The following is a 24,591-nucleotide window of genomic DNA, read 5'->3' on the forward strand; positions in this document are numbered from 1 at the left end:
AAAAAGACTTATGAAAAATTATAATAAAATAATATTATTGATTATGATAGGACTTTTCTTATCATGCTCAGAATCATTTCTAGAAATTACACCTCAATCTTCAGTTTCAAGTGATGATGCTATAACAAACTTAGAAGATCTTGAAGTGTCTGTAACTGGTGTATACGATGAAATTTCAGGCGCATATTACTACGGAAGATATATGTTTATGATTCCTGATGTAATGGCAGACGATGTAAAACAAAATTTATCTGCTAACAGAATTGTAGATTTTGCAGAGCACGTACAAAATGTAGATGATTCTCAAGCTAGTTCTCTATGGGAAGGGATGTACTTTGCAAATAATGCACTAAATAACATCATCAATTCAGATGTAGATGTTACAGAATCTACTCAGGATGAAAAAGATCATATTATTGGTGAAGCTTACGCATTAAGAGGTTTAGTGTATTTTGATTTGGTAAAATTATTCGCTCAACATTACACATATACCTCAGATGCTAGTCATGCTGGAGTGCCAATTATACTTGAATTTGATCCTACTTTAGAACCAGAAAGAAATACGGTTAAAGAAGTTTACGACCAAGTTATTTCAGATATGACTATGGCTATATCTTTAATGAGCGATACCTCTAGAACTTCTAATTCTAACACCTTATCTTCTACTTCTGTTAAAGCTTTATTAGCCAGAGTATATTTATATAAAGAAGACTGGGCAAATGCAGAAGCTATGGCTACAGAAGTTATTAATTCAGGCTATAGTTTAGTCGAAAATTCTAAATATTCAACCGTATGGTCTGTAGATAATAGCTCTGAATCTATATTTGAAATTGCAATGACCGAAACAGATAACGTTGGCGGTAATAGTATTGCTGGGTTATATCTTGCTGCTGCAGTAGGTGGTTATGGAGATTATTTGCCATCTAATGATGTGGTTTCATTATATGAAGAAGGAGATGTTAGATTAGATGTCTTTATAGACGATTTACTTTTAGCAGGAGATTATGCGCCTTATAGAGTAAATAAATACCCTGAAGTTCTTGGTTACGATAATGTAAAAGTTATGAGATTACCAGAATTATATTTAATTAGAGCAGAAGCTAGAGCAGAACTTGGAACAAATATTACTGGAGCTCAAGACGATTTAAATGTGGTGCGCCAAAGAGCACTTCCAACGGCAGAAGCTGTTACGGCTACAGGCGAAGATCTTATGGATGAAATTATGCTTGAAAGACGATTAGAATTATGTTTTGAAGGTCAAAGACTTTGGGATTTAATGAGAAAAAAAGAAGATATTGTAAGAACACAATGTACATCTAGCATTTGCGAGATTCCATACGGCGATGATACTAATATATTACCAATACCTCAGGATGAAACTGATGTAAACCCTAATATTGAACAAAACCCAGGATACTAAACCATCTGCTTTGCTCAATTTACTTGTTACACACATTGATTCATGTTTAATATGTTTTCAATGTGTGTGTACAAGATTTAATTTATGATGAGAAATAATTCTTGAAATATAGAATGGTTTATCACCTATCCTCATATGTCATTTCAAATAGAAATAATAGAATATTTTGGAACAAAATCGTAGAAATTTAGTTAAACTATTGTCACTGGGTGCGCTTTTTCCTGGACAGACAGCTAGTGCACTTACGTCTATATTACAATCTATTAATACAGGTTCTAATCAAGAAGTATCGAACAGTTTGTTAAAAAACCTTCAAGACAATAATATTGAAGAATTATATAAAAAAGCCCTGGTTGTCGATGGTCTTATTATACCACGAGACTGGGACGAAGACTCTTTTAAAGCTTTAGCGAAATCTGGATATACAGGTTTTAGTGCATCTTTAAATTCTAGAAATTTAAAATTGGCTTTAAAAGATATGAACGAATGGGATAACCGAATTAAAAATAATCCCGACGTATTAATAAAAGCAACTACAGCAAACGATTTTATTCGTGCCAAAAAAGAAAATAAAACAGCCGTTTTATATGGATTTCAGAATGCCACAATGATGGAGAAATCTATAGAAAACCTAGATACGTTATATAATGCAGGAACGCGCTGGATTCAACTAACTTACAACCAAAGAAATTTGTTGGGAGATGGAAGTACAGAACGTACTAATTCTGGATTGTCAGACTTCGGAATTGAAGCTTTAGAGCGTATGAACGCGCTTGGAATTATTATAGATTTATCACATTGCGGTCGTGAAACAACCAACGATGCAATTAAATTTAGTAAGTCTGGAGCGTGTTTTAATCACTCTATGTGTGAGGCCTTATATAAAGATCATCCAAGATCTAAAACAGATGCCCAAATAAAAGCGATGGCAGACAAAGGTGGTGTTATAGGAATAATATGTTTAGGATACATGATTGGTCCAGATTTAGGTACTAAAACTACATTAGAAACTTATGTAGACCATATAGATCATGCTGTTAAAATTGCTGGAATAGATCATGTTGGTGTGGCAGCAGATTTTGCTATTCAAGGTCTTGAAGCTACAGGAGCTACTCGAGAAAATTGGTATGTACCAAGATTAACACGTTTTAAACCGTCGTACAAGGTACAATGGCCACCATGGATTCCAGAATTAGACAAACCAGATCGGTATTTACAAGTTGCTAAAGTATTAGATAAAAGAGGTTACAGTACAGGTGATATTGAAAAAATATTAGGTCTGAATTGGTTACGCTATTATAAAGATACTTTAAAGTCTTAATTACATTGTTTTAAAAAAAATCGCTGTCTTTTCACTTAAACTACTCTAGAACCTATGAAATATATCTGCTCTCTCTTATTTATTTTGCTAATTACTCAAAGCTGTAAGAAGCCTATAAATAAAGATAATAATTCAGAAACGGTTGTTTACGATGTAGTATTTCGAGAAAGCTTAGCGGGTACTTATAAAAAGACTCAAATAAAAACGGGGCAGTATAAGTATTATTACACATATACAGATCGAGGCCGCGGACCAGAATATGACGAAGAAATAACACTTAATGCTAATCATTTTATTACTGCTCAAACAGTAAAAGGCATCAATTATTCCAAAGTGTCCATAGATGAAACATTTTCTACTGATAACGGTAGTGCGACTAGTGATAATTTATTTGGAAGATCTACTGCCAATTTTAACGGCAATCAATTGTATTTTCGCTTTGATGGTTCTCCAGCTATTTACGAAGTGCTTGCGCAATTATTATTAAAATCTGAAACAGGCAAAATTGCACTCTACCCAACAGGTGAAGCCGAACTAATAAAAAAAATACCGTTAGAGTTAGAAAACGGAACAGCTTTAGAGCTATTAGTTATAAAAGGCTTGGATTTAAATGCCACTTATGTTTGGATGCAAGGCGACCAAATGGTTTGTAAAATATCTGGCAATCTTCATATCGTTCGTAAAGATTTTAGCGATAAGCGTCTTGAAATGAAAAAACGTCAGGATAGTATAGAAGACGAAAGTCTTATAGAAGTCGCAAAACAACTAACACATAAAGTGAATAAGGTTGTAATTCAAAATGTAAATGTATTCACAGAAAACGGTGCGTTACTTCCTAATCAGGATGTCGTAATAGAAGATAATACCATACAAGCTATTTATAAGACAGGTGAGCAGTCTGTAGATAAAGATGCACTATTAATTGATGGTACAGATAAAACCTTAATGCCTGGTATGTTTGATATGCATACGCATAACGATAAATTTAGAGGGTTACTTCATCTTGCAGGAGGTGTAACTTCGGTTAGAGATTTGGCAAATAATAAGCAACTTAAAACATTAGCAGATCAATTTGAAAACAATGAAATTATTGGTCCGCATATTGTAACCTATTGCGGTATTATAGATGGTCCTGGACCATTCGCGAATCAAAGAAATGTTGTAGAAACGTTAGAAGAGGGTTTAGCCGAAATTCAAGATTATAAAAATTTAGGCTATCAGCAAATTAAATTATACAGCTCGATTAAACCAGAATGGGTCACACCATTAACCAATAAAGCACATGAGTTAGGTATGCGTGTTAGTGGACATATTCCTGCTTTTATGGATGCAACCCAAGCCATAAACCAAGGGTATAACGAGATTCAACATATTAATATGTTATTTCTTAATTTCCTTTCAGACACTATAGATACGCGTACGCCTCTTCGGTTTACCATGCCAGCACAATATGGTGCAGATTTAGATTTACATTCAAAAAAATATACAGACTTTGTAACATTGTTGCGTAAAAAAAATATTCTTATAGATCCTACAGTAGCTATTTTCGAAAATAAGTTTCTAGCTCAAGTTGGTCAGGTAAGTCCAACGTATAGTATGGTAGAAAACAGGTTTCCTATCATCTATCAGCGTAGTTTTTATGCTGGAGGCCTGCCTCAAGAAGGCGAGCAAATACAGCGCTATAATGCCAGTTTTAATAAGATGCTCGAAGTTATTGCAGACTTATATAGAAAAGGAGTACAAATAGTTCCTGGAACAGATGGTTTACCTGGGTTTTTATATCATCGCGAGTTAGAACTTTATGTTAAAGCAGGTATACCTATACATGAGGTATTAAAATTAGCGACTATAAAATCTGCTGAAATCACAGGGGTTTCAGACTTATATGGCTCTATTGAAAAAGGAAAAAGAGCAGATCTCATCTTAATTGATGGTAATCCATTACAAAACATTAGTGATATACGTCACGTAGAATGGACCATGACTGGCGGTCATCTTTTTTATGCTAAAGAATTGTATAGTGTAAAAGGGATTAAACACTTTAAATAAATAAAAAATCAGTAATTAAATACTGTCTATAAACAAGGACACCGTTACTTATTTATAGTAATAGACACAAATTAATTAATAGCTCAATTATGAAATACATTTTATTTGCACTTTTTTCAAGTTGCATGCTTTCTGCTCATTCTCAAAAATCAAGCTTCTTTAATAATAGTAGAACAATTCTAGGCATCCATAAGGAGCGCACAGCGTCTATGGGGATTGGCGATATAGATAATGATGGAGATATGGATATTGTTGTTGCTAATGGTAGACATTGGCCAGGACAGAATAAAGTATTTATAAATAACGGTCGCGGAATTTTTACGGTTTCAAAAAACTTAGGTTCAGAACAAGAAACAAGTTACTCCACAGAGCTTGCAGATTTTAATGGAGATGGTTATTTAGATATCGCTGTAGGAAACGATATGGCTCCGAATTACATTTTTATAAACGACGGTGAAGGGAATTTTACTAAGGGTACTAGTTTTGGTGCTAAATATGGACATACAAGAAATATTGTTGTTGCAGATATAGATAACGATGACGATTTAGATATTTTAATTACAAATAGAGGAAGTGAGAATGAAATTTGTTTAAATAACGGACATGGTGTGTTTACAGAAGTTATTGGATTTGGAAACAAAAAAGATTCAACTATAGATGTTGAGGTTTCCGATATGAATGACGATGGTCATTTAGATTTAATTTTAGCCAATAGAGACGATCAACCAAACTATGTGTATTTAAATGATGGGAATCTAAATTTTAATAAAAAAACACCTTACGGAACAGGTAACGATGTTACAAGATCTGTAGGGGTTACAGATATAGATAAAGATGGCTTTAAGGATATTATAACAGCAAATATTGGCGAGCCTAATGTTATTTATTTCGGAAATAAAAAAGGAACATACGAGCGTAAAGTGAGGTTCGACGAAAGTTCAGATAAATCGTATGCGTTGTCTATTGGCGACTTAAATGGCGATGGAAATACAGATATTGTTATAGGAAATGTAGGATCTCCAAACACTGTTTTTATTAATTCTGGAGATGCAACGTCTTGGGAGAAAATAGAATTAAATAAGCAAGATTTTAGTACTTACGATATTCTGATGTATGATCTTAATGGTGATCATAAGTTAGATATTATTGAAAGTAATTCAGACGAATTAAACCTCTTTTATTTCAACAGATTCACTCCTAAATTTCCTTGATTTTAATTCTAAATCACAATTATAATATTTAAAAAAATTCACAATGATATATAAAATAAATAAGATTAATAGAGCAAGTCACTTATTAAAAATAGGTGTGCTGCTTTTAGTTACAGGTTGTTCAACCGCACCGTCAAAATGGGAGAATATAAATGAAGAAGGTACTTTTTTAGTATATAGAAGGCAATCTTTAATTGGTGAAGAATCCTATTCAATCACATCTACTAAAGATTCTATTATAGTAAAGTCGCTTCAAGGAGAAAACGAAAGAGGTCGAATTACAGGTGTCGAGGCAGAATTACATTTAGACATGAATTTAGAGACTTCTTTTTATTTAAATAGACGCATAACAAAAAATGATACCATTGTTAATTTAGAAGTTAAAAAAACATCTGAAGGTGTTTCTGTTTGGGAGAAAAATAGAGATTTTGTAGAAACAAAAAAATCTGAATTTTTTCCAGTACATAGTAATATTCCCGCAGGAATAGAAATGATGTTATATCATTATTATTTTAAGAAAGGAGGAAAAGGAAGTCTTCCTATTTTACCAAGAGGTGAAGTGTCTATGAATTTTATTAAAAAAGATACGGCAAAAATTAAAGGAGAAGACGTAATCTTAAGTAGGTATGTTGTAGAAGGTATAAATTGGGGAGGAAGAACAATTTGGGTAGACGAATCTCAAAATTTAGTGGCGCTTGTAAAAGCAAATACTCAAATAAGAGAGTACATAAAAAAAGGTTATGAAGAAGCAAAACCACTTTTTGTTCAAGGAAATGTTGAAGAACAAATGGCTGCGTTATCAAAATATACGGAAGATTTAAAAGGTACACAGGCTAAAATTAAAGCCTTAGTTGGTGGGAATCTTGTAGACGGACTTAGTGATGTTGCGCAAGAAGATATGACGTTAATTATAACAGACGGTCGTATTTCGAAAATTGGTAAACGTTCTGAAATTGAAATTCCAGAAGGTGCAGAAGTTATAGATGTAACAGGTAAAACATTAATTCCAGGGTTATGGGATATGCATGCACATTCTAACCAAGTACAATGGGCACCAGCTTATTTAGCAGGAGGAGTTACAACCATTCGTGATAACGGAAACGAACTTGAATTTGCAACTTCGTTTAGAGATGCCATTGCTAAAAATGGAGCTGTAGGACCAGATATTTTATTAGCCGGTATGACAGATGGTGCAGGAATACAAGGTAACGGAGTGGTTAGAGCTAGAACAGAGCAAGAAGCTAAAGAAGTTGCAGATTTATATTTTTCAAACGGATATAAACAAATAAAAATTTATTCGTCTGTAAGCCCAGAATTAACTAAAGTTTTGGCAGAAGAAGGTCATAAACGAGGTATGTCTATTACAGGTCACGTACCTAGTGCTATCGGAAATGCGCGTGGTGCTATCAATGCAGGTATGGATATGTTAAGTCATACATCTAGAGTATTAACAGTGCTTTTCCCAGATAAAAAAGTAAAAGAACTAGGAACTAATTTTATTTCTAAGAACGATATTAGTCAAGAACAAATTGATGATGCGACTGCTTTTCTTTTAGAACATAAAACAGTTTTAGATCCAACAATTGCTTTAAGTGTTGTAAGAGCAATGCCTAAAGGTGCTGTAATAGAAAGTATTGAACCGTTTTCTAATAGAATAGCATACGAGTTGTTTGAAGGTAAACGATTTAGAGGTGGTGTATCGCCAGCACGTTCTGAGGAAGCTAAAGCAGATTATATAAAATCTATGGGTATTCTTGGACAATTTTACAAAGCAGGAGTTCCTATTGTTGCGGGAACAGATAATGTAGTTCCTGTTTTTGGTCTGTATTTAGAGATTGAAACGTATCAGAAATATGGAAATATGACACCTTTAGAAGCTTTAAAAACAGCGACAATTATTCCTGCAAAAGCAATGGGATTAGATGCGCAAACGGGGACTTTAGAGGTCGGAAAAGAAGGAGATATAGCTATTTTAGATAAAAATCCTTTATTAAATATCTCTAACATAAGAACGGTTTCTGCGGTAGTTACAAACGGAAATTATTACAAGAGCAATCCATTATGGGAAGCAGCAGATTTTAAACCTGCAGAATAGTTGTCTTATTATTAAAATTATTAAACATAAAAAATTATGAGTAAAATTCTAAATCTATTTTTTGTAGTTATTTTAATGGCTAGTTGTGCAAAACAAGAGCCTATAGAAACTCCAGATAAAGATTATAATCCTGAAGCGAAGTTAGAGGCTTTAAATATAGTGCTTCCAGAACCACCTAAACCCGTTGCAAACTATGTGAATGGAGTAAGAACAGGTAACCTTATTTTCTTAGCAGGAAAAGGTCCTAAACGTGTAGATGGTACAGAAATAACTGGGAAATTAGGAGTAGATATTACTATTGATGAAGGTTATGGAGCAGCCAGATTAACTGCAATTAACCAACTTGCTGTGTTAAAAGAGATGCTTGGAGATTTAAATAAAGTGAAACGTATTGTAAAGGTTTTAGGTTTGGTAAATTCTGATCCTAATTTTGTAGAGCAACCCAAAGTTATTAACGGATTTTCAGACTTAATGGTCGATGTTTTTGGAGAAAAAGGAAAACATGCTCGCGCTGCTATTGGAGTTGCATCTTTGCCTCGTGCTCAGGCTGTTGAAATTGAATTAGTTGTTGAGGTTTACGAATAAATTTCTTTGATAAAAAAAACAAATATTTCAATATTTAAAAGATAATAAACAATGCAATTTGCAATAAATACAACATTTAGCAATATTAGATTTAAATTGAATACCATTTTAAAATCGGTTTTATTATTTCTACTTGCTTTAAGTTTTACACAATACAGTAATGCTCAAGAATTAAAATTAAAATATTTTGGTGGTGCCGGCTGGGAAATGTCAGAAGGAAATGTAACCATTTTAGTCGATCCGTATATTTCTAGATTAAAATTAGGAGATAGTCCGTCTAACAGTAAAGATGATACTCGAAAAAGTTATTATCCAAAAGATGTCTATCAATCAGATACGATAACAATTAATAAAGTCCTTGATAAAAAAGTAGATTTTATACTTGTACATCATTCACATTTAGATCATTTAGCCGATGTGCCTTACATCGCTAAAAAAACTGGAGCAAAAGTTATTGCCACCGAAACGAGTTGTAAAATTCTGAAAGCTTACGGGATTCCAGAAGATCAATTATTGAGAGTTAGAGGCGGTGAGGATTATCAGTTCGATAAATTTTCAGTTCGCGTCATTCCATCAATTCATTCTGCATTAGATGATAAACATTATTACGATTCTAGACAGCATACAGAAGACATAGATTTGCCCTTAAAATTAGAGGATTTTATAGAAGGAAAATCATTAATGTTTTTAGTGCGTTTTAAAAATCATAAAGTGTTAACTGCCGGATCTATGAATTTTATAGAAAGAGAAGTCGGTGGTTTAAAGCCAGATATTATTTTGCCTGGAGTTAATTTTTCAAGGTTAGAAATTTATAAATACACAGAGCGTTTATTGGCGTTAACAAATTTCCCAAAAATAGTAATACCAACGCATTGGGATAATTTTAGAGTGCCTTATGGCTTTTCTCAAGCAGATGCTATTGCGAAAAAAGTGAATCCTTTTATAGAGGAAGTAAAGTTAGCTTCACCAAATTCGAAAGTAATTGTTCCGGTGCATTTAGAAACAATAACTATAAAATAAACGAGTAAATTTGAATTGGTATAACGCGTCGGTTCGTTCGTATTAAAAGGATTAAAATGAAACTAATATTTATTCAAACAGGAGGTACAATAGATAAGGAATATCCGCACACTACAAAAGGCTGGGCATTCGAATTTGGAGCACCTGCAACAATTCGAATTTTAGAAAAATTAAATCCTTCTTTTAAGTATGAAATTGTTACTGCTTGTCAGAAAGATAGTCTAGAAATTACAGACGATGATAGAACTAACTTAGCGAAGTTAATTAACAAGTATCCTGAACGTAAATTTATTGTAACTCATGGTACGGATACTATGATAGAAACAGCTAAGTTTTTAGAAGCGCATGTTAAGAATAAACTCATTGTAATAACAGGAGCTATGCTTCCTGAACGCTTTTATACTTCCGATGCTCCAATACAATTAGGAACGGCAATTGCAACAGCTAATTTAATAGATACAGGTGTTTATATTGCTATGCATGGTATTGTAAAACGCGCATCAGATATCAATAGAAATTTAGAAACAGGACAGTATTATTAATGATATAAGTTTATGGAAAAAGACAAATTAATACAAGTTCATAAAAGCATTCAGCCTTATATTCATAACACGACTGTTTTAACATCAAAATTAATAGATGGTATTGCAGGATCACAGTTGTTTTTTAAATGCGAAAATTTTCAGAAAATGGGAGCATTTAAGATGAGAGGAGCAACAAATGCAATTATAAATCTTTCCGAAGCGCAAAAAAATAAAGGTGTGGTTACACATTCCTCAGGTAACTTTGCGCAAGCTTTAGCTTTATCTGCTCAGAGTTTAGGAGTACGTGCATTTATTGTTATGCCAAGCACTGCGCCTCAAGTAAAAAAAGATGCGGTTAAAGGCTATGGTGGTATTATTGTAGAATGCGAGCCCACACTTACGGCTAGAGAAACAACGGCCAAAGAGATACAAGAAAAAGAAGACGTTACGTTTATACATCCGTCTAATAATATAGATGTTATTTTGGGTCAAGGTACGGCTTGTAAAGAACTTCTAGAAAACGAGCCTGATTTAGATTACATATTTGTGCCTGTTGGAGGAGGAGGTTTAATTGCTGGCACGGCATTATCTGCGTATTATTTTGGTAATAACTGTAAAGTGATAGGAGGAGAGCCTTTTGAGGCAGATGATGCTTATAGATCCTTACAGAGTGGTGTAATTCAGGCAAACACGTCTACAAATACTATAGCAGATGGTCTTAAGACACAATTAGGAGATGTAAATTTCCCTATCATTCAGAAACATGTGGATAAGATTATTCGTGTAACAGAAGCTGAAATTGTAGCCGCAATGAAGCTTATTTGGGAACGTCTTAAAATTGTTTCAGAACCTTCGTCTGCAGTTGCATTAGCTGCTTTTTTACAAGAGAAAGACATATTTAAAAATAAAAAAATAGGAATTATTATTTCTGGAGGAAATGTAGATTTAAGTCACTTGCCTTTCTAATAATATAAAAAAGAAATAAGAATTTTAATACGTTTTGATAGTTGGTTATTTTGTTAAGAGGATATGGTTTTGAACTTCTATATCCTCTTTTTTTATGACTTAAAAAAATTTAATTTTATAGTACGTCACTGCATATTTAAGGTATCCTATTCTTCTTAAAATATTTTAGTTTACGGAAAAACCGTAACTATTTTCCTTTTCAAAATTTTACCTTTATCGGAAATTATAGGTCGACAAACTATGCAAGAAAAAGGATTAAAAAAAGGAGCTTGGACTAGAGTATTAATACTAATTCTGCCTTATTTTATTGTTGTAGGATTATTTCAATTTCTAGGTGCTCTGTTGGCAGGAGTGGATATTATGAATCCAGATTTTGAGCAAACATCAACACAGCATTTAATTATTAAATTATTTGATTTAGTAGGTACATTTTTACTGCTTTTGCTCTTTATGAAGAAATTAGATAATGAGCCTTTTGTTAATCTTGGTTTTCAATTAAAAAATAGACAGAAAGATATATTGTTAGGGCTAGCTGTCGGTTTAATAATAATGGCTGTAGGTTATGGTATTCTTCTGTCTTTTGGAGAGCTAGTCTTTGTTAAAGTGAATTTCGATTTTAAAGAAATTTTAATTACGATAGTTCTTTTTATTGTCGTTGCAGTAGTAGAAGAAACACTGTTACGTGGTTATATATTGCGAAATTTCATGTATTCTTTTAATAAATATGTGGCGTTAATTTTGTCTTCTGTGCTATTTGCTGCAATGCATTTAGCAAATCCTAATATCGATGGTTTTGCGTTCTTTAATTTGTTTCTGGCAGGTATTCTTTTAGGAATGTCTTATCTCTATACTAAGAATTTATGGTTCCCTATAGCGCTACATTTAAGTTGGAACTTGTTTCAGTCGCTTTTTGGGTTTAATGTAAGCGGATTGGATGCTTATTCTTTAGTTGAATTTAAAATAATAGATCCTAATCAGTTTAATGGAGGTGCTTTTGGATTCGAAGGATCGTACTTCTCTATCTTGGCACAAATTATAACTATAGTTAGTATTGCGATATTTTATAATAGACAAAAAACAGAAATGCAGGTGTAATTATAAACCGTAAATCTTATTAAAATTGGTCGTAATTAATTTTTTCAAATTGTTATATTTTTAAGTTAGTTATTGATAATAAAGCGAGATAATTTATAATTTAATATAACATCTATGTACTAATGATTGTAATCATATACGTTATCGAAAATCGAACAATTAATTCATTTCATTTTATATAAACCGCCATACTTTGTTATTTTTGCACATTCAATATTTTAAGTGCTCAAAGAGGTTGTTTTAGTGTTAAATATTTAAAAATTAAATACATATAAGTGGTTACATTTAAGCAAGGTAGATATTCTGGTTATTTAAGACCTATTTCGTATGCAATAGATTTGTCTATAATAAATGGCTTAGCCTTGTCTTATTTTTTTCCTGTAGTTAATCCACTTTTATACATGTCTTTAGTGTCTTGTACGTGGGTAATTCTTTCCTTGTATTCTAATTTTTACGAAGTCTATCGGTTTACAAGAGAAGTTACCATCATGTCTTTATTGCTTAAGCAAGCTTTACTTTTTACTTTAATTGTTTTTGCGTATTTCGGTTTTAGGCATAATTTAAATATAAAAACCAGTATTGTATTAAGTTATATTGGATCTGTGTTTTTACTTATTGCAATGGCAAAATTTGCTGTATTTTATTTACTTCAAAGATATCGTGCTTCGTTCGGTGGAAATGTAAGAAATACAGTAATTATTGGTAGAAATAGACAAACTAATGCTTTAGAAACGTTTTTTAAAAACAATCCTGAATATGGTTATTCACTTAAAAAGGTGTTTAATTTAAAAGATAAAACTCAGGGTGCTTTAGAGGACTGTTTACGCTTTATAAAAGAGAAAAAGATTGATGAAATTTATTGTTCTATTACAGAACTTTCTAATAATCAGATTTTACAAGTGGTTAGTTTTGCTGATAATAACTTAAAGATTTTAAAGTTTTTACCAGATAATAAAGAAATATACTCAAAAAAATTAAAATACGAATATTACGATTTTATTCCCATTTTATCGCTTCGGAGTATTCCTCTGCAAGAAGATGTAAATCAGTTTTTTAAACGCCTTTTCGATATTGTTTTTTCTGTCTGTATTATTGTTTTTGTGCTCTCTTGGTTAACGCCAATTTTGGCAATTATTATTAAGCTAGAATCTAAAGGACCGGTCTTTTTTAAACAATCTAGAAATGGATTTAATTATAAAGAGTTTCAGTGCTATAAATTCCGGTCTATGACTCCTAATTCAGATGCAAATTTGTATCAGGCCACTAAGGGAGATTTGCGTGTTACTAAAGTTGGGAAATTTATTAGAAAAACGAGTATAGACGAACTGCCACAGTTTTATAATGTTTTTTTCGGAGATATGTCTGTGGTGGGGCCAAGACCACACATGGTTAGTCATACGCATATGTATGCAAAACGTATCGATAAATTTATGGTGCGCCATTTCGTGAAACCAGGAATTACAGGTTTAGCACAGGTAAGCGGATTTAGAGGCGAAGTTGAAACAGACAAGGATATTATTAATCGTGTGAAATACGATATTTTTTATATTGAAAATTGGTCAATCCTTTTAGATATTAAAATTATTTTTCAGACTTTATTAAATTCCATAAAAGGAGAAGAAAAAGCGTATTAATTAGTTGCGCGATAAGTAGGAATTTTGATAACGTAATTGATTGAAAAGTATCGCTATTTCGTGCTAAATTTTAGTTTTATTCATACTTATAAGCATCACCAAACCTCAGATTTTACTCTGAAATAATCCGAAACTTATTGTATATTTATGCGCAACTTTCCATATATACAATCGATATCAAATGCAACCTTTAGTGTCTATTATTACGCCTGTTTATAATGCTGAAAAATTTATTTCTCAGACTATTGAAACTGTCTTATCTCAGACATATACTAATTGGGAGCTTATTCTTGTAGATGATGGTTCTTCAGATAATTCGTTGCAAATAATATCAAAGTTTACAGCAGCTCATAAAAATATTTTTTTATTTAAAAATGCTGAAAATTCAGGAGCAGCCATAACTAGAAATCGAGGTATGGAAGAAGCTAAAGGCAAATATATTGCATTTTTAGATGCCGACGATATTTGGTTTCCTACAAAACTAGATAAACAGATTGGTATGATGGAAGCTAAACATTTAGACGTGTCGTTTTCGAGTTATAACCTTATGGATGCTGAAGGACATTCTTTAGAAAAAAAAGTAAAAGCTTTAGAACAACTTACATATAAAAAATTACTAAAATGTAATTATGTTGGTAATTTAACAGGAATCTATAACGCCCAAACATTAGGTAAGATTTACACCAAAAATCTAAGAAAGCGTCAAGATTGGTTGCTATGGTTAGCTGCGGTTAAAAAAACAAAACAGCCTGTTTTAGGCATACAAGAATCTTTAGCAAATTACAGATTACAGTCAGATTCTATGTCGGCTAATAAATTTGGACTAATAAAATATAACTATTCGGTATACAAAACGGGTTTACAATTTTCAACAGTAAAATCTCTTTACTATATGGTGCTTTTTCTTTACGAATATCTTTTTGTGAAGTCTAAAAACACTATTGACTTACCAAAGATTTAAACTGCTTTAATTTTCCGCTTTTAGAACGTTTTAGGGTATCGTGTTTCTCAAAGTAAATATTTAGTCCATCTTCAAGGTAACGTTTCATTTCGGTTATAATTTGCTGTTGTTTTATTTCAGAAATTTTAGACTTTCCAACATAATCTATTTTAAATATAGATTTTGTTTCTTGAGTAATTATAAACTCTTTTACATTGCCATCATCTTCAATAATAGCTTTTGTAATGTAATAAAAGGTTAGTCCTGCAGCTCGGGTTCCGCTTGGTAAAATAGCCATGTCATTGGTTCTTCCAACTAGTTTCTCTAATACAGGTTTTTGTAATGTACTTGTTTTAGAAAGGATTCCAATATCACCTAAATCGTAACGAATAAAAGGATGTGCTTTGTTGTATAAAGATGTAATTACCACGCGGCCTTCTTGTCCGTTTTCTACTGGTTGGTTCTTTTTATCTAAAATTTCAACAAAAAGCGTATCGCTATTTATTTGCCAAATATCTTTCGGATTCTGAAATGCAATTAAATCTAATTCAGAAGCACCATATTCGTTAATTACAGGAATTCCAAATTGCCGTTCTAATAGTAGTTTGTCGTCGGGAAAAAGCATTTCTGATGTTACAACACAACATTTTAATGTCGGACAAACATTTTTAAGAATGAGGTTTTTATCTTTTAAAAATTTTGCAAACTGTACAATGGCACTGGTGTAACCATTTATATAGTCGAAGGGTTTGGTTTTAAAAGTATCTAGATACGTTTCTAAAGATTTATCATTTAAATTGAAAATTGAAAACCGATAACGATGGCTTAATTTATCTTTAAAACGTTCTTTATAATAACCTACTTTGTCTAACGGAATACCATAAAATCGTGCTTGTAACGAACTATTAAAATCGATACCGTACCAGCTAAAACGATTTTGTATTTCTGCCCAAGTTAAGGCATGGCACATTTTATCTTTAGCAAATACAAACGGATTTCCGGAAGAGCCCGACGTTTTATTTAAGTAAACAGTTTTGGTTGTAAACCCGTTAGAAAGACGATCTTCTAATGGTTGTTGTAAGTCGTGTTTGGTCATAACTGGAACAGAATTCCAATTATTTAAATCGATATGTTGTCCAAACGATTTATAAAACAGATTATAACTTAAATGATATTTAAGAATATCTTGTTGCTTCGAATTTAAATAGTTTTCGTATTCAGTTTCATCTAATTTTTGGATATTAGAAAGCGTTTTTTTTGCCTCCTTTAAAGGGAAACCATTTAGTTGTAAAGTAAGATTGAATATCTTCAAAAGAGAATGAGGTATATGTTTTTGTAAAATAATTATTTTTTAAGCGTAAAAGCAATTATTTTTGCTTCAAACTATATTCAATATGACAATTTTAATTCTAGGTGCTGGCGGAAGAGAACATACTTTTGCTTGGAAAATTTCTCAAAGTCCATTATGTAAAAAGCTATTTGTTGCTCCAGGTAACTCGGGAACTGCTGCTATTGCAGAGAATGTTGCAATAGGCGTAACAGATTTTGAAGCAATTAAAACTCTAGTTTTAGAAAATAATATCGATATGGTTGTTGTAGGGCCAGAAGATCCTTTAGTACAAGGTGTTCATGATTTCTTTTTAAATGATGAAAAATTGAAGCATGTTGCGGTTATAGGACCAGAAAAAGCTGCTGCAGAATTAGAAGGAAGCAAAGAATTTGCAAAAGAATTTTTATTCAGACATAATATTCCAACTGCCGCTTACCAGTGTTTTAATAAATCTAATGTTGAAGAAGGTTATGCGTTTTTAGAAACGTTAACGGCTCCTTATGTTTTAAAAGCAGATGGATTAGCAGCAGGAAAAGGGGTGTTAATTTTAAATGATCTAGATGAAGCTAAAGCCGAATTAAAAGCGATGTTGGTAGATTCTAAATTTGGAGTAGCAAGTACAAAAGTGGTGATTGAAGAGTTTTTAGATGGTATTGAATTGAGTTGTTTTGTGTTAACAGACGGTAAAAATTATAAAGTATTACCAACAGCAAAAGACTACAAACGTATTGGTGAAGGCGATACGGGTTTAAATACTGGTGGAATGGGAGCAGTATCTCCAGTACCATTTGCTACAGACGAATTTTTAGAAAAAATAGAAACCCGTATTGTAAAACCAACTATAGAAGGTTTATTAAAAGATAATTTACCATACAAAGGTTTTGTATTTATCGGATTAATAAAAGTAGGAGACGATCCAATGGTTATTGAATATAACGTACGTATGGGAGACCCAGAAACTGAAGTGGTGCTACCAAGACTGAAAAACGATTTTGTTGAATTATTACAAGCTGTTGCTAACGGTACTTTAAATGAAATAGATTTAGAAATAGACGAACGTGCAGCAACTACTGTAATGACTGTTTCTGGAGGATATCCAGAAGCTTACGAAAAAGGAAAAGAAATTACAGGTTTAGAAAACATAGAAGGTTCTATCCCTTTTCATGCCGGAGCAGATTTAAAAGACGGCAAAGTATTAACAACTGGAGGTCGTGTTTTAGCCATGACATCTTACGGAAATACGTACCAAGAAGCCATAAAAAAATCTTATCAAAATATAGAAAAACTACACTTTGATAAGATGTATTATAGAAAAGATATTGGATTTGATTTATAGAAAAGAGTGAGAAGAAATACTTTTATCTTCTTCGTTGTTATCACTAAAACTTTTTAATTGAAGCATCCAGTAAACGAAAAACCCCATACCGATTAATATAAAAATCCATGAGAATGCATTGGCTGCTAACCAGCTTTTAAGTTCTAATGCTCTTAAAGCATCTAAAGGTTGAAACAATACGTTTACAAATAAATCCTGTATCGCGTAAAAAAAATCTTTCATAGTATGGTATATTTACCAAACAAAAATACAAAAAGAGTTAATGATTACAAGTATTTTTAGTAAATCTAAACCAATAAATTTTTTAGTTGTATTTGCTATTACAGTTGGTACGTTTTTTATTGCGCATACTAAATATGCTGTAGGTTCAGATTTATCACAACATTATATTAAGTATTTCTTTATTTTTAGTGTAAGTTTTTGTTCTATTTTGGTGTTAGATTTTTTGGTAAGTAAAAACAAATTAACGCAGAAAAGTAGCTACGAAATACTATTATATGCTTTATTCTTAATGGCTTTACCTCAAACCATGTTGAATGAGAATATTGTGTATTCTAATTTTTTTATTCTATTGGCTTCTCGTCGAATTTTAAGTTTACGATCTCAGCTTAATGTGAAAAAGAAATTGTTCGATGCTGGATTTTGGATAGCCATAGCGGCCTTATTTTATTTCTGGTCAATACTATTTGTTATCCTTATTTATGCTGCTTTATTGTTTCATTCTAATACAAATTTAAAAGAATGGATTATTCCAATACTGGGTGTAGCTTCTGTTTTTGTATTAGGTGTGTCGTATTCTGTAATACTTTATGACGATTTTTTTAAAGCTTTTGATATTTTACCTACTGTTAATTTAGATTTTAATTCCTATAACACCATGCAATATATTGTAGGTGTAACCATGTTGGTCTCTTTTGGGTTGTGGTCTTCCTTATTTTATATAAGAACTATTAAATCTAAAAAAAGCGATTTTAAACCGGCTTATAAAGTAATATTAGTTGCTGCACTTATAGCGTTTAGTATTATGGTGTTGTCTCCAGAAAAAGAAGGCGGTGAATTTTTGTTTTTATTTGCCCCTTTGGCTGTTATAATTACTAATTATTTAGAAACTATTCAGGATAAGTGGTTTAAAGAAGTTTTTCTTGGCCTTTTAATTTTTGTGCCTTTTGCGCTATTATTGTTGTAATTTTTGTCCGAAACATAAATCTCCTGCATCACCAAGTCCTGGTACGATATAGCCTTTTTCATTCAGTTTTTTGTCTATGGTAGAAATCCATAAATGGGTATCTGTATTAAAATGATTTGACACATTCTCTACACCTTGTTCTGCACCAATAACACTAACTAAATGTACTTCTTTAGGAGTTCCAAAAGGTTTTAAAGCTTCGTAAGTTGCAATCATAGATTGTCCTGTGGCTAACATTGGATCTGCTAGAATTAAAGTCTTGTTTTCTAGAGATGGACATGCCAAATATTCAACAATAATTTCAAAATTTTCAGGCGTAGATTTATGATGTCTGTATGCTGAAATAAAAGCGTTTTCTGCAGCATCAAAATAATTTAATAATCCGTTGTGTAACGGAATTCCAGCACGTAAAATGGAACAAATAACAATGTCGTTTTCTGGTAAATTAATTTCAGTAGTATCTAAAGGAGTTTCAACTGTTTTTTCTTTATAATGTAACGATTTACTTAGCTCGTAAGCTAGAATTTCACCAATACGTTCAATATTTCGTCTAAAACGCATGTTGTCGGTTTGTATAGTTTTATCTCGTAATTCTGACATAAATACATTTAAAATGGTGTTTTCTTTAGATAAATTATGAATCTGCATGGTTCTCTTTTATAGTGTCTGGTAAAGTTAATTAAATAGAAGTATATTTACGTTTGTAATTTATATTTAATAATCAAGGAAACGTGAACCTACATTATAAGCCATTTAAAGACTTTTAGCTAAAAAATATGTAGGTTTGTACTTTAAAATAAAAATCATGTTTACAACTAAGGCAAATACCATCTTTCAGGAGGTTATAAATACGTATCACGTTATAAATACTGTAGATCAGGAATTTTCAAATCCATATAGTGAGGAAGACGATTTATTAGCACATTTATTATATAGAAAATGTTGGATAGATACGGTACAATGGCATTATGAAGATATTATTCGTGATCCACAAATAGATCCTGTTGCTGCTTTAACATTGAAACGCAAAATTGATGCTTCTAACCAAGATCGTACAGATATGGTGGAGTATATTGATAGTTATTTTTTGGAGCAAAATAAAGATGTTACGCCTAAAGCAGATGCAACTATTAATACAGAAAGCCCTGCTTGGGGAGTAGACAGATTATCTATCCTTGCTTTAAAAGTATACCATATGGAAGAAGAGGCAACACGAGAAGATGCTTCAGATTCTCATAAAAAAGCATGTCAGACCAAATTAGACATTCTTTTAGAACAACGTGTAGATTTGTCGACAGCGATAGATACGTTATTAAGCGATATTGCTTCTGGAGATAAATACATGAAAGTGTACAAACAAATGAAAATGTATAACGACGAGGAACTTAATCCTGTGTTACGTTCTCAAAAATAAGTGGCAAAACACATACAACATATATTAGTTATACGTCTCTCGGCAATGGGGGACGTTGCTATGTCTGTACCTGTTTTAAGGGCGCTTACATTGCAATATCCTAATTTAAAAATTACAATTTTAACTCGTCCGTTTTTTAAGCCCTTTTTTAGAGATTTAAATCAGGTATCTGTTTATGGAGCAGATTTAAAAGGAGAACATAAAGGTGTTTTCGGACTGTATAAGCTATCTAAAACGCTTAAAAAATTAAATATTAATGCTGTAGCAGATATTCATAATGTACTGCGTTCTAAAATTTTGAAAATCTTTTTTTTAGGAACTCCTTTTGTTCAAATAGATAAAGGTAGAAGTGAAAAGAAAGCGTTAATTAATGGAGCTGTTTTTAAGCAATTACCAACTACGGTTGAGCGTTATGCAGAGGTGTTTAAAAAGTTAGGTTTTCCTGTTAATTTGTCTCATCCTACATTTCCAAAGCCGATTGTTTTATCTAAAAAATTAGAAGCTATTATAGGAGATCATGATATGAAATGGATTGGGATTGCTCCTTTTGCTGCTCACGATAGTAAAATGTACCCTATCAATCAAATGGAGACCGTGATTGAGACGCTTTCTAAAGATTATAAACTATTTTTATTTGGTGGTGGCGCTAAGGAGGTTGAAATTTTAAATGGGTTTCAATCTAAATTTAACAATGTCGTTAACTTGGCGGGACAATTAAATTTTAATGAAGAGTTAGACATTATTTCTAACTTAGAAGTTATGTTGTCTATGGATTCTGGTAATGGGCATATGGCAGCCATGTTAGGTAGAAAAGTAATTACAATTTGGGGTGTTACGCACCCGTTTGCTGGCTTTGCACCATTTAATCAACCAGATGATTTTGCATTAACAGCAAATAGAGAAGAATTTCCTTTAATTCCGTGTTCAATCTACGGAAATAAATTTCCTGAAGGTTATGAAAAGGCTTCTGGAACAATTGCTCCAGAAACCATTGTAAATAAAATTATATCGGTGATTTAAACGTCGTCGTAATCTACAACTATAGTTGCTGTTGTTGGACAAGCTTGACATGTTAACACTAACCCTTCTGCCAATTCATTTTCTGTTAAAATATTGTTTTGTTTCATGGTAGCAGAACCTTCTGTAACACGAGCAATACAACTACTACAAATTCCGCCTTGGCAAGAATAAGGTGCGTCTATTTGCTTAGCAAGTGCAGCTTCAAGAATAGTTTGTTTCTGTGACATAACGAATTCAATTTCTTCGTCGTCTACAATAATTTTTATTGCGGTAGATCCATCTTTAACGGCTGCAGTATTTGTTTTTGATTCTGCTGCAACAGGAACCGAAAATAATTCGAAATGTATGTTTGCTTCAGCAACACCAAAATCTTTCAAAACATCTTTTGTTGTGGTAATCATTCCTTCAGGACCACATAAATAATAAGTATCTATGGTTTTGTGTTTGTAAGTGTTTTTTAGAAGGAAATTCACTGTGCTTTTTTCAATACGACCAAACATAGCATCGTCTTCTTGTGTCTGGCTAAATACCATTTGTATAGAAAAACGATCTGTATATTCGTGATGTAGTGCTATTAATTCTTCAAAAAAGATAGTCTCTTTTGGTGTCTTATTCCCGTAAATAAGAATAAAATGACTGTTAGGCTCTTCTTCTAAAATGGTTTTAGCAATACTCATAATAGGCGTAATACCGCTACCGGCAGCAAAAGCAGCAATAGTTCTTGTTTTTGAAGGGTCTGGTTCAAATACAAAACGTCCGTTAGGTTCTGCAACTTCTAAAATATCACCTTTTTTTAAGGTTGTATTAGCGTATTTAGAGAATAAACCATCTTCAACAGCTTTTATGGCAACAATTAATTCGCCGCTTTTTGGAGATGCACAAATAGAGTAATCTCTACGTACTTCTTTATTGTTAATTTCAGTTTTTAGCGTGATGTATTGTCCCGCTTTAAATCTGTAATTTGATTTTAAATTTGAAGGAACTTCGAAGCTTATAGTTACTGCTGCTTCTGTCTCTTTATTTATATTTTGTATTGCAAGTTTATGAAATGCCATTGATATTCTTTTTTACAAAAATAAGAACATAGTTTTAAAAAGACTTTTGTTTGTAACAAAAAGTATGTTAATATTACTTATTATTAGTTAGTAACCAACAACCTTAACCATGATTACACATTTTTTAAACCTGGAATGGAAACAATTTACCAGGTCTGCAAGCTTTGGTAAAAGCTTAGGACTAAAAATATTGATGGGCTTTTTCGCCTTGTATTTTATTATCATATTCTTAGCATTAGGTGTAGGCATGTTTCCGATGCTTAAAAAGATATTTCCAGAAAGCGATCCTTTTGTAATGTTTAATAGCTTTATTTTCTATTGGATTTTAGGAGACTTAGTCATTCGTTTTTTCTTTCAAAAATTACCGGTAATGAGTGTAAAACCTTTACTTACATTACCTATAAAACGGAAAAAAGTGGTGAATTTTGTGTTGGGAAAATCGGCTTTATCCTTTTTTAATTTTTTGCCATTATTTGCAATAGTTCCGTTTGGTGTAACGCTTATTTCTAAAGAGTATAATGTTTCAATGGTTTTGGTCTGGATGCTAACTATTGTAATATTTACACTTATAAATAACTACCTAAATTTTATTATAGAAAGCCTGTCTTCTAAAACAGAATTATCATTTTTACCAATTATACTTATCGCAGGAGGTCTTTTTGCATTAAATCATTTCGGAATAATTAATATTTCAGAACTATTAGCTGCCGGAATTCAATCTATTGCTAACAATCCGTTATTTTTAATTATTCCTATTTTAATTTTGGTTGGGTTATACTTATTCAATTTTAAAATTCTTCGAGACAAACTTTTTTTAGATAGCTCGTTAAAAACAAAAACACAGGAAGTTTATGCTTCTAATTTAGAGTGGACCAAGAAGTTTGGAGATATTGCACCTTTTATGCAATTAGACTTAAAATTACTTTGGCGAAATAAAAGACCAAAATCTTCTGTTTGGATGTTGTTTTTAGGATTGTCGTATGGGGTGTTTATTTATCCGAATCCTTTGGGGGCTATGTATGCTTTCGGAGGTATAATTATAACTGGAATTTTTCTTATCAATTTTGGGCAATTTATCCCGGCTTGGGATAGTGGGTATTACAAAATGTTAATGAGCCAAAACATAAGGTATAAACAATATTTAAAATCGAAGTATACCTTAATGACGCTAAGTGTTATTATTTTATTTGTATTAAGTATTCCTTACGTGTATTTTGGATGGAAAATTTTACTGGCGCATTTTGCGGCAGCTATTTACAATATTGGTGTAAATACTTATGTTATTCTTTTGGGAGGATCTTTTAATCGTAAAAAAATAGATTTAAATCAAAGAGCGGCTTTTAATTTTCAAGGTACAGGTGCGGTACAATGGATTATTGGGTTGCCATTAATTGTGTTACCTATGGGTATTTTTGGAATTGCTAAATGGTTATTTAGTTTCGAAATAGGTATCTCTGTTTTAATATTTTTAGGTGTGCTAGGGATAATTTTACATGAAAAACTAATGAAATTTATAACCAATAAATATTTAAATTCAAAATATAAAATGATCGCTGCTTTCGATCAAGACAACTAAAATAGTATAACATGATAACGACAACAAATCTTTCAAAAAAATATAACGGAAAACAAGTTTTAAACATAGCGCATTTAGAGATCCCTAAAGGGCAAAGTTTTGGTTTAGTAGGGAACAATGGTGCTGGAAAAACCACGTATTTTAGCTTGTTACTCGATTTAATTCAGCCCACAACTGGTGATATTAAAAGTAATAATATTCAGGTTAATTTAAGTGAAGACTGGAAGTCGTTTACATCTTCTTTTATAGACGAAAGTTTTTTAATTGGCTACCTAACTGCCGAAGAATATTTTTATTTTATTGGTGAATTACGTGGTCAGAATAAAGCCGATGTTGATGCACTTGTAAATCAGTTCGAAGATTTCTTCCATGGCGAAATTTTAAAGCAAAAAAAGTATTTAAGAGATTTAAGTAAAGGAAATCAGAAAAAAGCGGGAATTGTTGCAGCGCTTATCGGAAATCCAGAAGTTATTATTTTAGACGAGCCATTTGCTAATTTAGATCCTACTACGCAAATCAGACTCAAAAATATTATAAAAGATTTGGCCGAACAAAAAGGTGTTACCGTACTTGTGTCTAGTCACGATTTAATGCATGTTACAGATGTTTGCGAACGTATTGTAGTGTTAGAAAAGGGTGAAATTATAAAAGATATTGCAACTAGTGGCGAAACACTTAAGGAATTAGAATCTTATTTTGCAGGCTCTTTAGAAATCTAAATGTCATTCTATTTTTATAGGTTAATCGAAAAAGATGCTTATTTTTACCGCTTTGCATAATAATAGCAAGAGTTTATAGTTATTTATTTGATTAA

At 32.0% G+C, this 24,591-nt stretch carries 22 protein-coding genes; 18 read left to right on the forward strand and 4 right to left on the reverse strand.

The genetic code is table 11. The features are described from left to right. Nucleotides 1–10: 10 nt before the first annotated feature. The 12 genes from Q1B05_RS00675 to Q1B05_RS00730 all read left to right on the forward strand — a co-directional run bounded on the left by Q1B05_RS00675 (nt 11) and on the right by Q1B05_RS00730 (nt 14,881). Entirely contained in the window at nt 11–1,420 is a 1,410-nt protein-coding gene (locus tag Q1B05_RS00675; RefSeq protein WP_299776561.1) for a RagB/SusD family nutrient uptake outer membrane protein, read from the forward strand. Nucleotides 1,421–1,586: 166 nt separating this feature from the next. Then, complete coding sequence (locus tag Q1B05_RS00680) at nt 1,587–2,741, forward strand: membrane dipeptidase (protein ID WP_299776562.1); 1,155 nt, start codon at nt 1,587–1,589, stop codon at nt 2,739–2,741. A gap of 54 nt (nt 2,742–2,795) precedes the next feature. Continuing rightward, complete coding sequence (locus Q1B05_RS00685) at nt 2,796–4,790, forward strand: amidohydrolase family protein (protein WP_299776563.1); 1,995 nt, start codon at nt 2,796–2,798, stop codon at nt 4,788–4,790. Nucleotides 4,791–4,879: 89 nt separating this feature from the next. After that, complete coding sequence (locus tag Q1B05_RS00690; RefSeq protein WP_299776564.1) at nt 4,880–6,001, forward strand: VCBS repeat-containing protein; 1,122 nt, start codon at nt 4,880–4,882, stop codon at nt 5,999–6,001. Nucleotides 6,002–6,044: 43 nt separating this feature from the next. Continuing rightward, a complete protein-coding gene (locus Q1B05_RS00695; RefSeq protein WP_299776565.1) occupies nt 6,045–8,096 on the forward strand; it encodes an amidohydrolase family protein in 2,052 nt (683 codons plus the stop codon). Nucleotides 8,097–8,132: 36 nt separating this feature from the next. Next, nucleotides 8,133–8,681 (forward strand): RidA family protein, encoded by a 549-nt coding sequence (locus Q1B05_RS00700; RefSeq protein WP_299776566.1) that lies wholly within the window; start codon nt 8,133–8,135, stop codon nt 8,679–8,681. A 51-nt stretch (nt 8,682–8,732) separates the two neighbouring features. After that, on the forward strand, nt 8,733–9,701 hold the full coding sequence (locus Q1B05_RS00705) for an MBL fold metallo-hydrolase (protein ID WP_299776567.1): 969 nt from the start codon (nt 8,733–8,735) through the stop codon (nt 9,699–9,701). A gap of 56 nt (nt 9,702–9,757) precedes the next feature. Next, a complete protein-coding gene (locus Q1B05_RS00710; protein WP_299776568.1) occupies nt 9,758–10,243 on the forward strand; it encodes an asparaginase domain-containing protein in 486 nt (161 codons plus the stop codon). A gap of 12 nt (nt 10,244–10,255) precedes the next feature. Beyond that, the gene (locus tag Q1B05_RS00715; protein ID WP_299776569.1) at nt 10,256–11,191 is read left to right on the forward strand and encodes a pyridoxal-phosphate dependent enzyme; all 936 of its coding nucleotides are present in this window, start codon (nt 10,256–10,258) and stop codon (nt 11,189–11,191) included. Between the two features lie 240 nt (nt 11,192–11,431). Then, nucleotides 11,432–12,286 (forward strand): CPBP family intramembrane glutamic endopeptidase, encoded by an 855-nt coding sequence (locus tag Q1B05_RS00720; RefSeq protein WP_299776570.1) that lies wholly within the window; start codon nt 11,432–11,434, stop codon nt 12,284–12,286. A gap of 275 nt (nt 12,287–12,561) precedes the next feature. Further along, on the forward strand, nt 12,562–13,920 hold the full coding sequence (locus tag Q1B05_RS00725; protein ID WP_299776571.1) for an undecaprenyl-phosphate glucose phosphotransferase: 1,359 nt from the start codon (nt 12,562–12,564) through the stop codon (nt 13,918–13,920). A 181-nt stretch (nt 13,921–14,101) separates the two neighbouring features. Beyond that, entirely contained in the window at nt 14,102–14,881 is a 780-nt protein-coding gene (locus tag Q1B05_RS00730; protein WP_299776572.1) for a glycosyltransferase family 2 protein, read from the forward strand. Here the strand turns inward: Q1B05_RS00730 and Q1B05_RS00735 are convergent. Then, complete coding sequence (locus tag Q1B05_RS00735) at nt 14,859–16,172, reverse strand: phenylacetate--CoA ligase family protein (protein ID WP_299776573.1); 1,314 nt, start codon at nt 16,170–16,172, stop codon at nt 14,859–14,861. The genes Q1B05_RS00730 and Q1B05_RS00735 overlap by 23 nt on opposite strands. 82 nt (nt 16,173–16,254) lie before the next feature. On the opposite strand from Q1B05_RS00735, the gene purD reads away from it, so the two are divergent. After that, nucleotides 16,255–17,526: a phosphoribosylamine--glycine ligase gene (gene purD / locus Q1B05_RS00740; protein ID WP_299776574.1), complete on the forward strand. Its 1,272-nt coding sequence runs from the start codon at nt 16,255–16,257 to the stop codon at nt 17,524–17,526. Here purD and Q1B05_RS00745 read toward each other — a convergent pair. Then, nucleotides 17,521–17,748, reverse strand: coding sequence for a uracil phosphoribosyltransferase (locus Q1B05_RS00745; RefSeq protein WP_299776575.1), 228 nt, complete (start codon nt 17,746–17,748; stop codon nt 17,521–17,523). The genes purD and Q1B05_RS00745 overlap by 6 nt on opposite strands. A gap of 40 nt (nt 17,749–17,788) precedes the next feature. On the opposite strand from Q1B05_RS00745, the gene Q1B05_RS00750 reads away from it, so the two are divergent. After that, a complete protein-coding gene (locus Q1B05_RS00750; RefSeq protein ID WP_299776576.1) occupies nt 17,789–18,712 on the forward strand; it encodes a DUF6427 family protein in 924 nt (307 codons plus the stop codon). Here Q1B05_RS00750 and upp read toward each other — a convergent pair. Next, nucleotides 18,701–19,360: a uracil phosphoribosyltransferase gene (gene upp / locus Q1B05_RS00755; RefSeq protein WP_299776577.1), complete on the reverse strand. Its 660-nt coding sequence runs from the start codon at nt 19,358–19,360 to the stop codon at nt 18,701–18,703. The genes Q1B05_RS00750 and upp overlap by 12 nt on opposite strands. A 157-nt stretch (nt 19,361–19,517) precedes the next feature. On the opposite strand from upp, the gene Q1B05_RS00760 reads away from it, so the two are divergent. Beyond that, on the forward strand, nt 19,518–20,126 hold the full coding sequence (locus tag Q1B05_RS00760) for a DUF4254 domain-containing protein (protein ID WP_299776578.1): 609 nt from the start codon (nt 19,518–19,520) through the stop codon (nt 20,124–20,126). Beyond that, a complete protein-coding gene (locus Q1B05_RS00765) occupies nt 20,127–21,146 on the forward strand; it encodes a glycosyltransferase family 9 protein (protein ID WP_366944325.1) in 1,020 nt (339 codons plus the stop codon). It begins immediately after the preceding gene. On the opposite strand, the gene Q1B05_RS00770 is transcribed toward Q1B05_RS00765, so the two are convergent. Continuing rightward, complete coding sequence (locus tag Q1B05_RS00770) at nt 21,143–22,201, reverse strand: ferredoxin--NADP reductase (RefSeq protein WP_299776579.1); 1,059 nt, start codon at nt 22,199–22,201, stop codon at nt 21,143–21,145. The two genes, Q1B05_RS00765 and Q1B05_RS00770, sit on opposite strands and share 4 nt — an antisense overlap. A 109-nt stretch (nt 22,202–22,310) precedes the next feature. On the opposite strand from Q1B05_RS00770, the gene Q1B05_RS00775 reads away from it, so the two are divergent. Continuing rightward, nucleotides 22,311–23,777 carry a DUF5687 family protein gene (locus Q1B05_RS00775; protein WP_299776580.1) on the forward strand — a complete coding sequence of 489 codons (1,467 nt, stop codon included), beginning with the start codon at nt 22,311–22,313 and terminating at the stop codon, nt 23,775–23,777. An 11-nt stretch (nt 23,778–23,788) separates the two neighbouring features. Continuing rightward, nucleotides 23,789–24,496 carry an ABC transporter ATP-binding protein gene (locus Q1B05_RS00780; protein ID WP_299776581.1) on the forward strand — a complete coding sequence of 236 codons (708 nt, stop codon included), beginning with the start codon at nt 23,789–23,791 and terminating at the stop codon, nt 24,494–24,496. The last annotated feature ends 95 nt before the right edge of the window (nt 24,497–24,591 follow it).

This window comes from uncultured Formosa sp. (assembly GCF_947500765.1).
Classification (GTDB): domain Bacteria; phylum Bacteroidota; class Bacteroidia; order Flavobacteriales; family Flavobacteriaceae; genus Formosa.

Bases quoted from the DNA above. Each gene is read 5' to 3' on its own strand.
- Q1B05_RS00675 (WP_299776561.1), top strand. From the start codon at position 11: ATGAAAAATTATAATAAAATAATATTATTGATTATGATAGGACTTTTC.
- Q1B05_RS00685 (WP_299776563.1), top strand. From the start codon at position 2,796: ATGAAATATATCTGCTCTCTCTTATTTATTTTGCTAATTACTCAAAGC.
- Q1B05_RS00690 (WP_299776564.1), top strand. From the start codon at position 4,880: ATGAAATACATTTTATTTGCACTTTTTTCAAGTTGCATGCTTTCTGCT.
- Q1B05_RS00695 (WP_299776565.1), top strand. From the start codon at position 6,045: ATGATATATAAAATAAATAAGATTAATAGAGCAAGTCACTTATTAAAA.
- Q1B05_RS00700 (WP_299776566.1), top strand. From the start codon at position 8,133: ATGAGTAAAATTCTAAATCTATTTTTTGTAGTTATTTTAATGGCTAGT.
- Q1B05_RS00705 (WP_299776567.1), top strand. From the start codon at position 8,733: ATGCAATTTGCAATAAATACAACATTTAGCAATATTAGATTTAAATTG.
- Q1B05_RS00710 (WP_299776568.1), top strand. From the start codon at position 9,758: ATGAAACTAATATTTATTCAAACAGGAGGTACAATAGATAAGGAATAT.
- Q1B05_RS00715 (WP_299776569.1), top strand. From the start codon at position 10,256: ATGGAAAAAGACAAATTAATACAAGTTCATAAAAGCATTCAGCCTTAT.
- Q1B05_RS00720 (WP_299776570.1), top strand. From the start codon at position 11,432: ATGCAAGAAAAAGGATTAAAAAAAGGAGCTTGGACTAGAGTATTAATA.
- Q1B05_RS00730 (WP_299776572.1), top strand. From the start codon at position 14,102: ATGCAACCTTTAGTGTCTATTATTACGCCTGTTTATAATGCTGAAAAA.
- purD (WP_299776574.1), top strand. From the start codon at position 16,255: ATGACAATTTTAATTCTAGGTGCTGGCGGAAGAGAACATACTTTTGCT.
- Q1B05_RS00745 (WP_299776575.1), bottom strand. From the start codon at position 17,748: ATGAAAGATTTTTTTTACGCGATACAGGATTTATTTGTAAACGTATTG.
- Q1B05_RS00750 (WP_299776576.1), top strand. From the start codon at position 17,789: ATGATTACAAGTATTTTTAGTAAATCTAAACCAATAAATTTTTTAGTT.
- upp (WP_299776577.1), bottom strand. From the start codon at position 19,360: ATGCAGATTCATAATTTATCTAAAGAAAACACCATTTTAAATGTATTT.
- Q1B05_RS00760 (WP_299776578.1), top strand. From the start codon at position 19,518: ATGTTTACAACTAAGGCAAATACCATCTTTCAGGAGGTTATAAATACG.
- Q1B05_RS00770 (WP_299776579.1), bottom strand. From the start codon at position 22,201: ATGGCATTTCATAAACTTGCAATACAAAATATAAATAAAGAGACAGAA.
- Q1B05_RS00775 (WP_299776580.1), top strand. From the start codon at position 22,311: ATGATTACACATTTTTTAAACCTGGAATGGAAACAATTTACCAGGTCT.
- Q1B05_RS00780 (WP_299776581.1), top strand. From the start codon at position 23,789: ATGATAACGACAACAAATCTTTCAAAAAAATATAACGGAAAACAAGTT.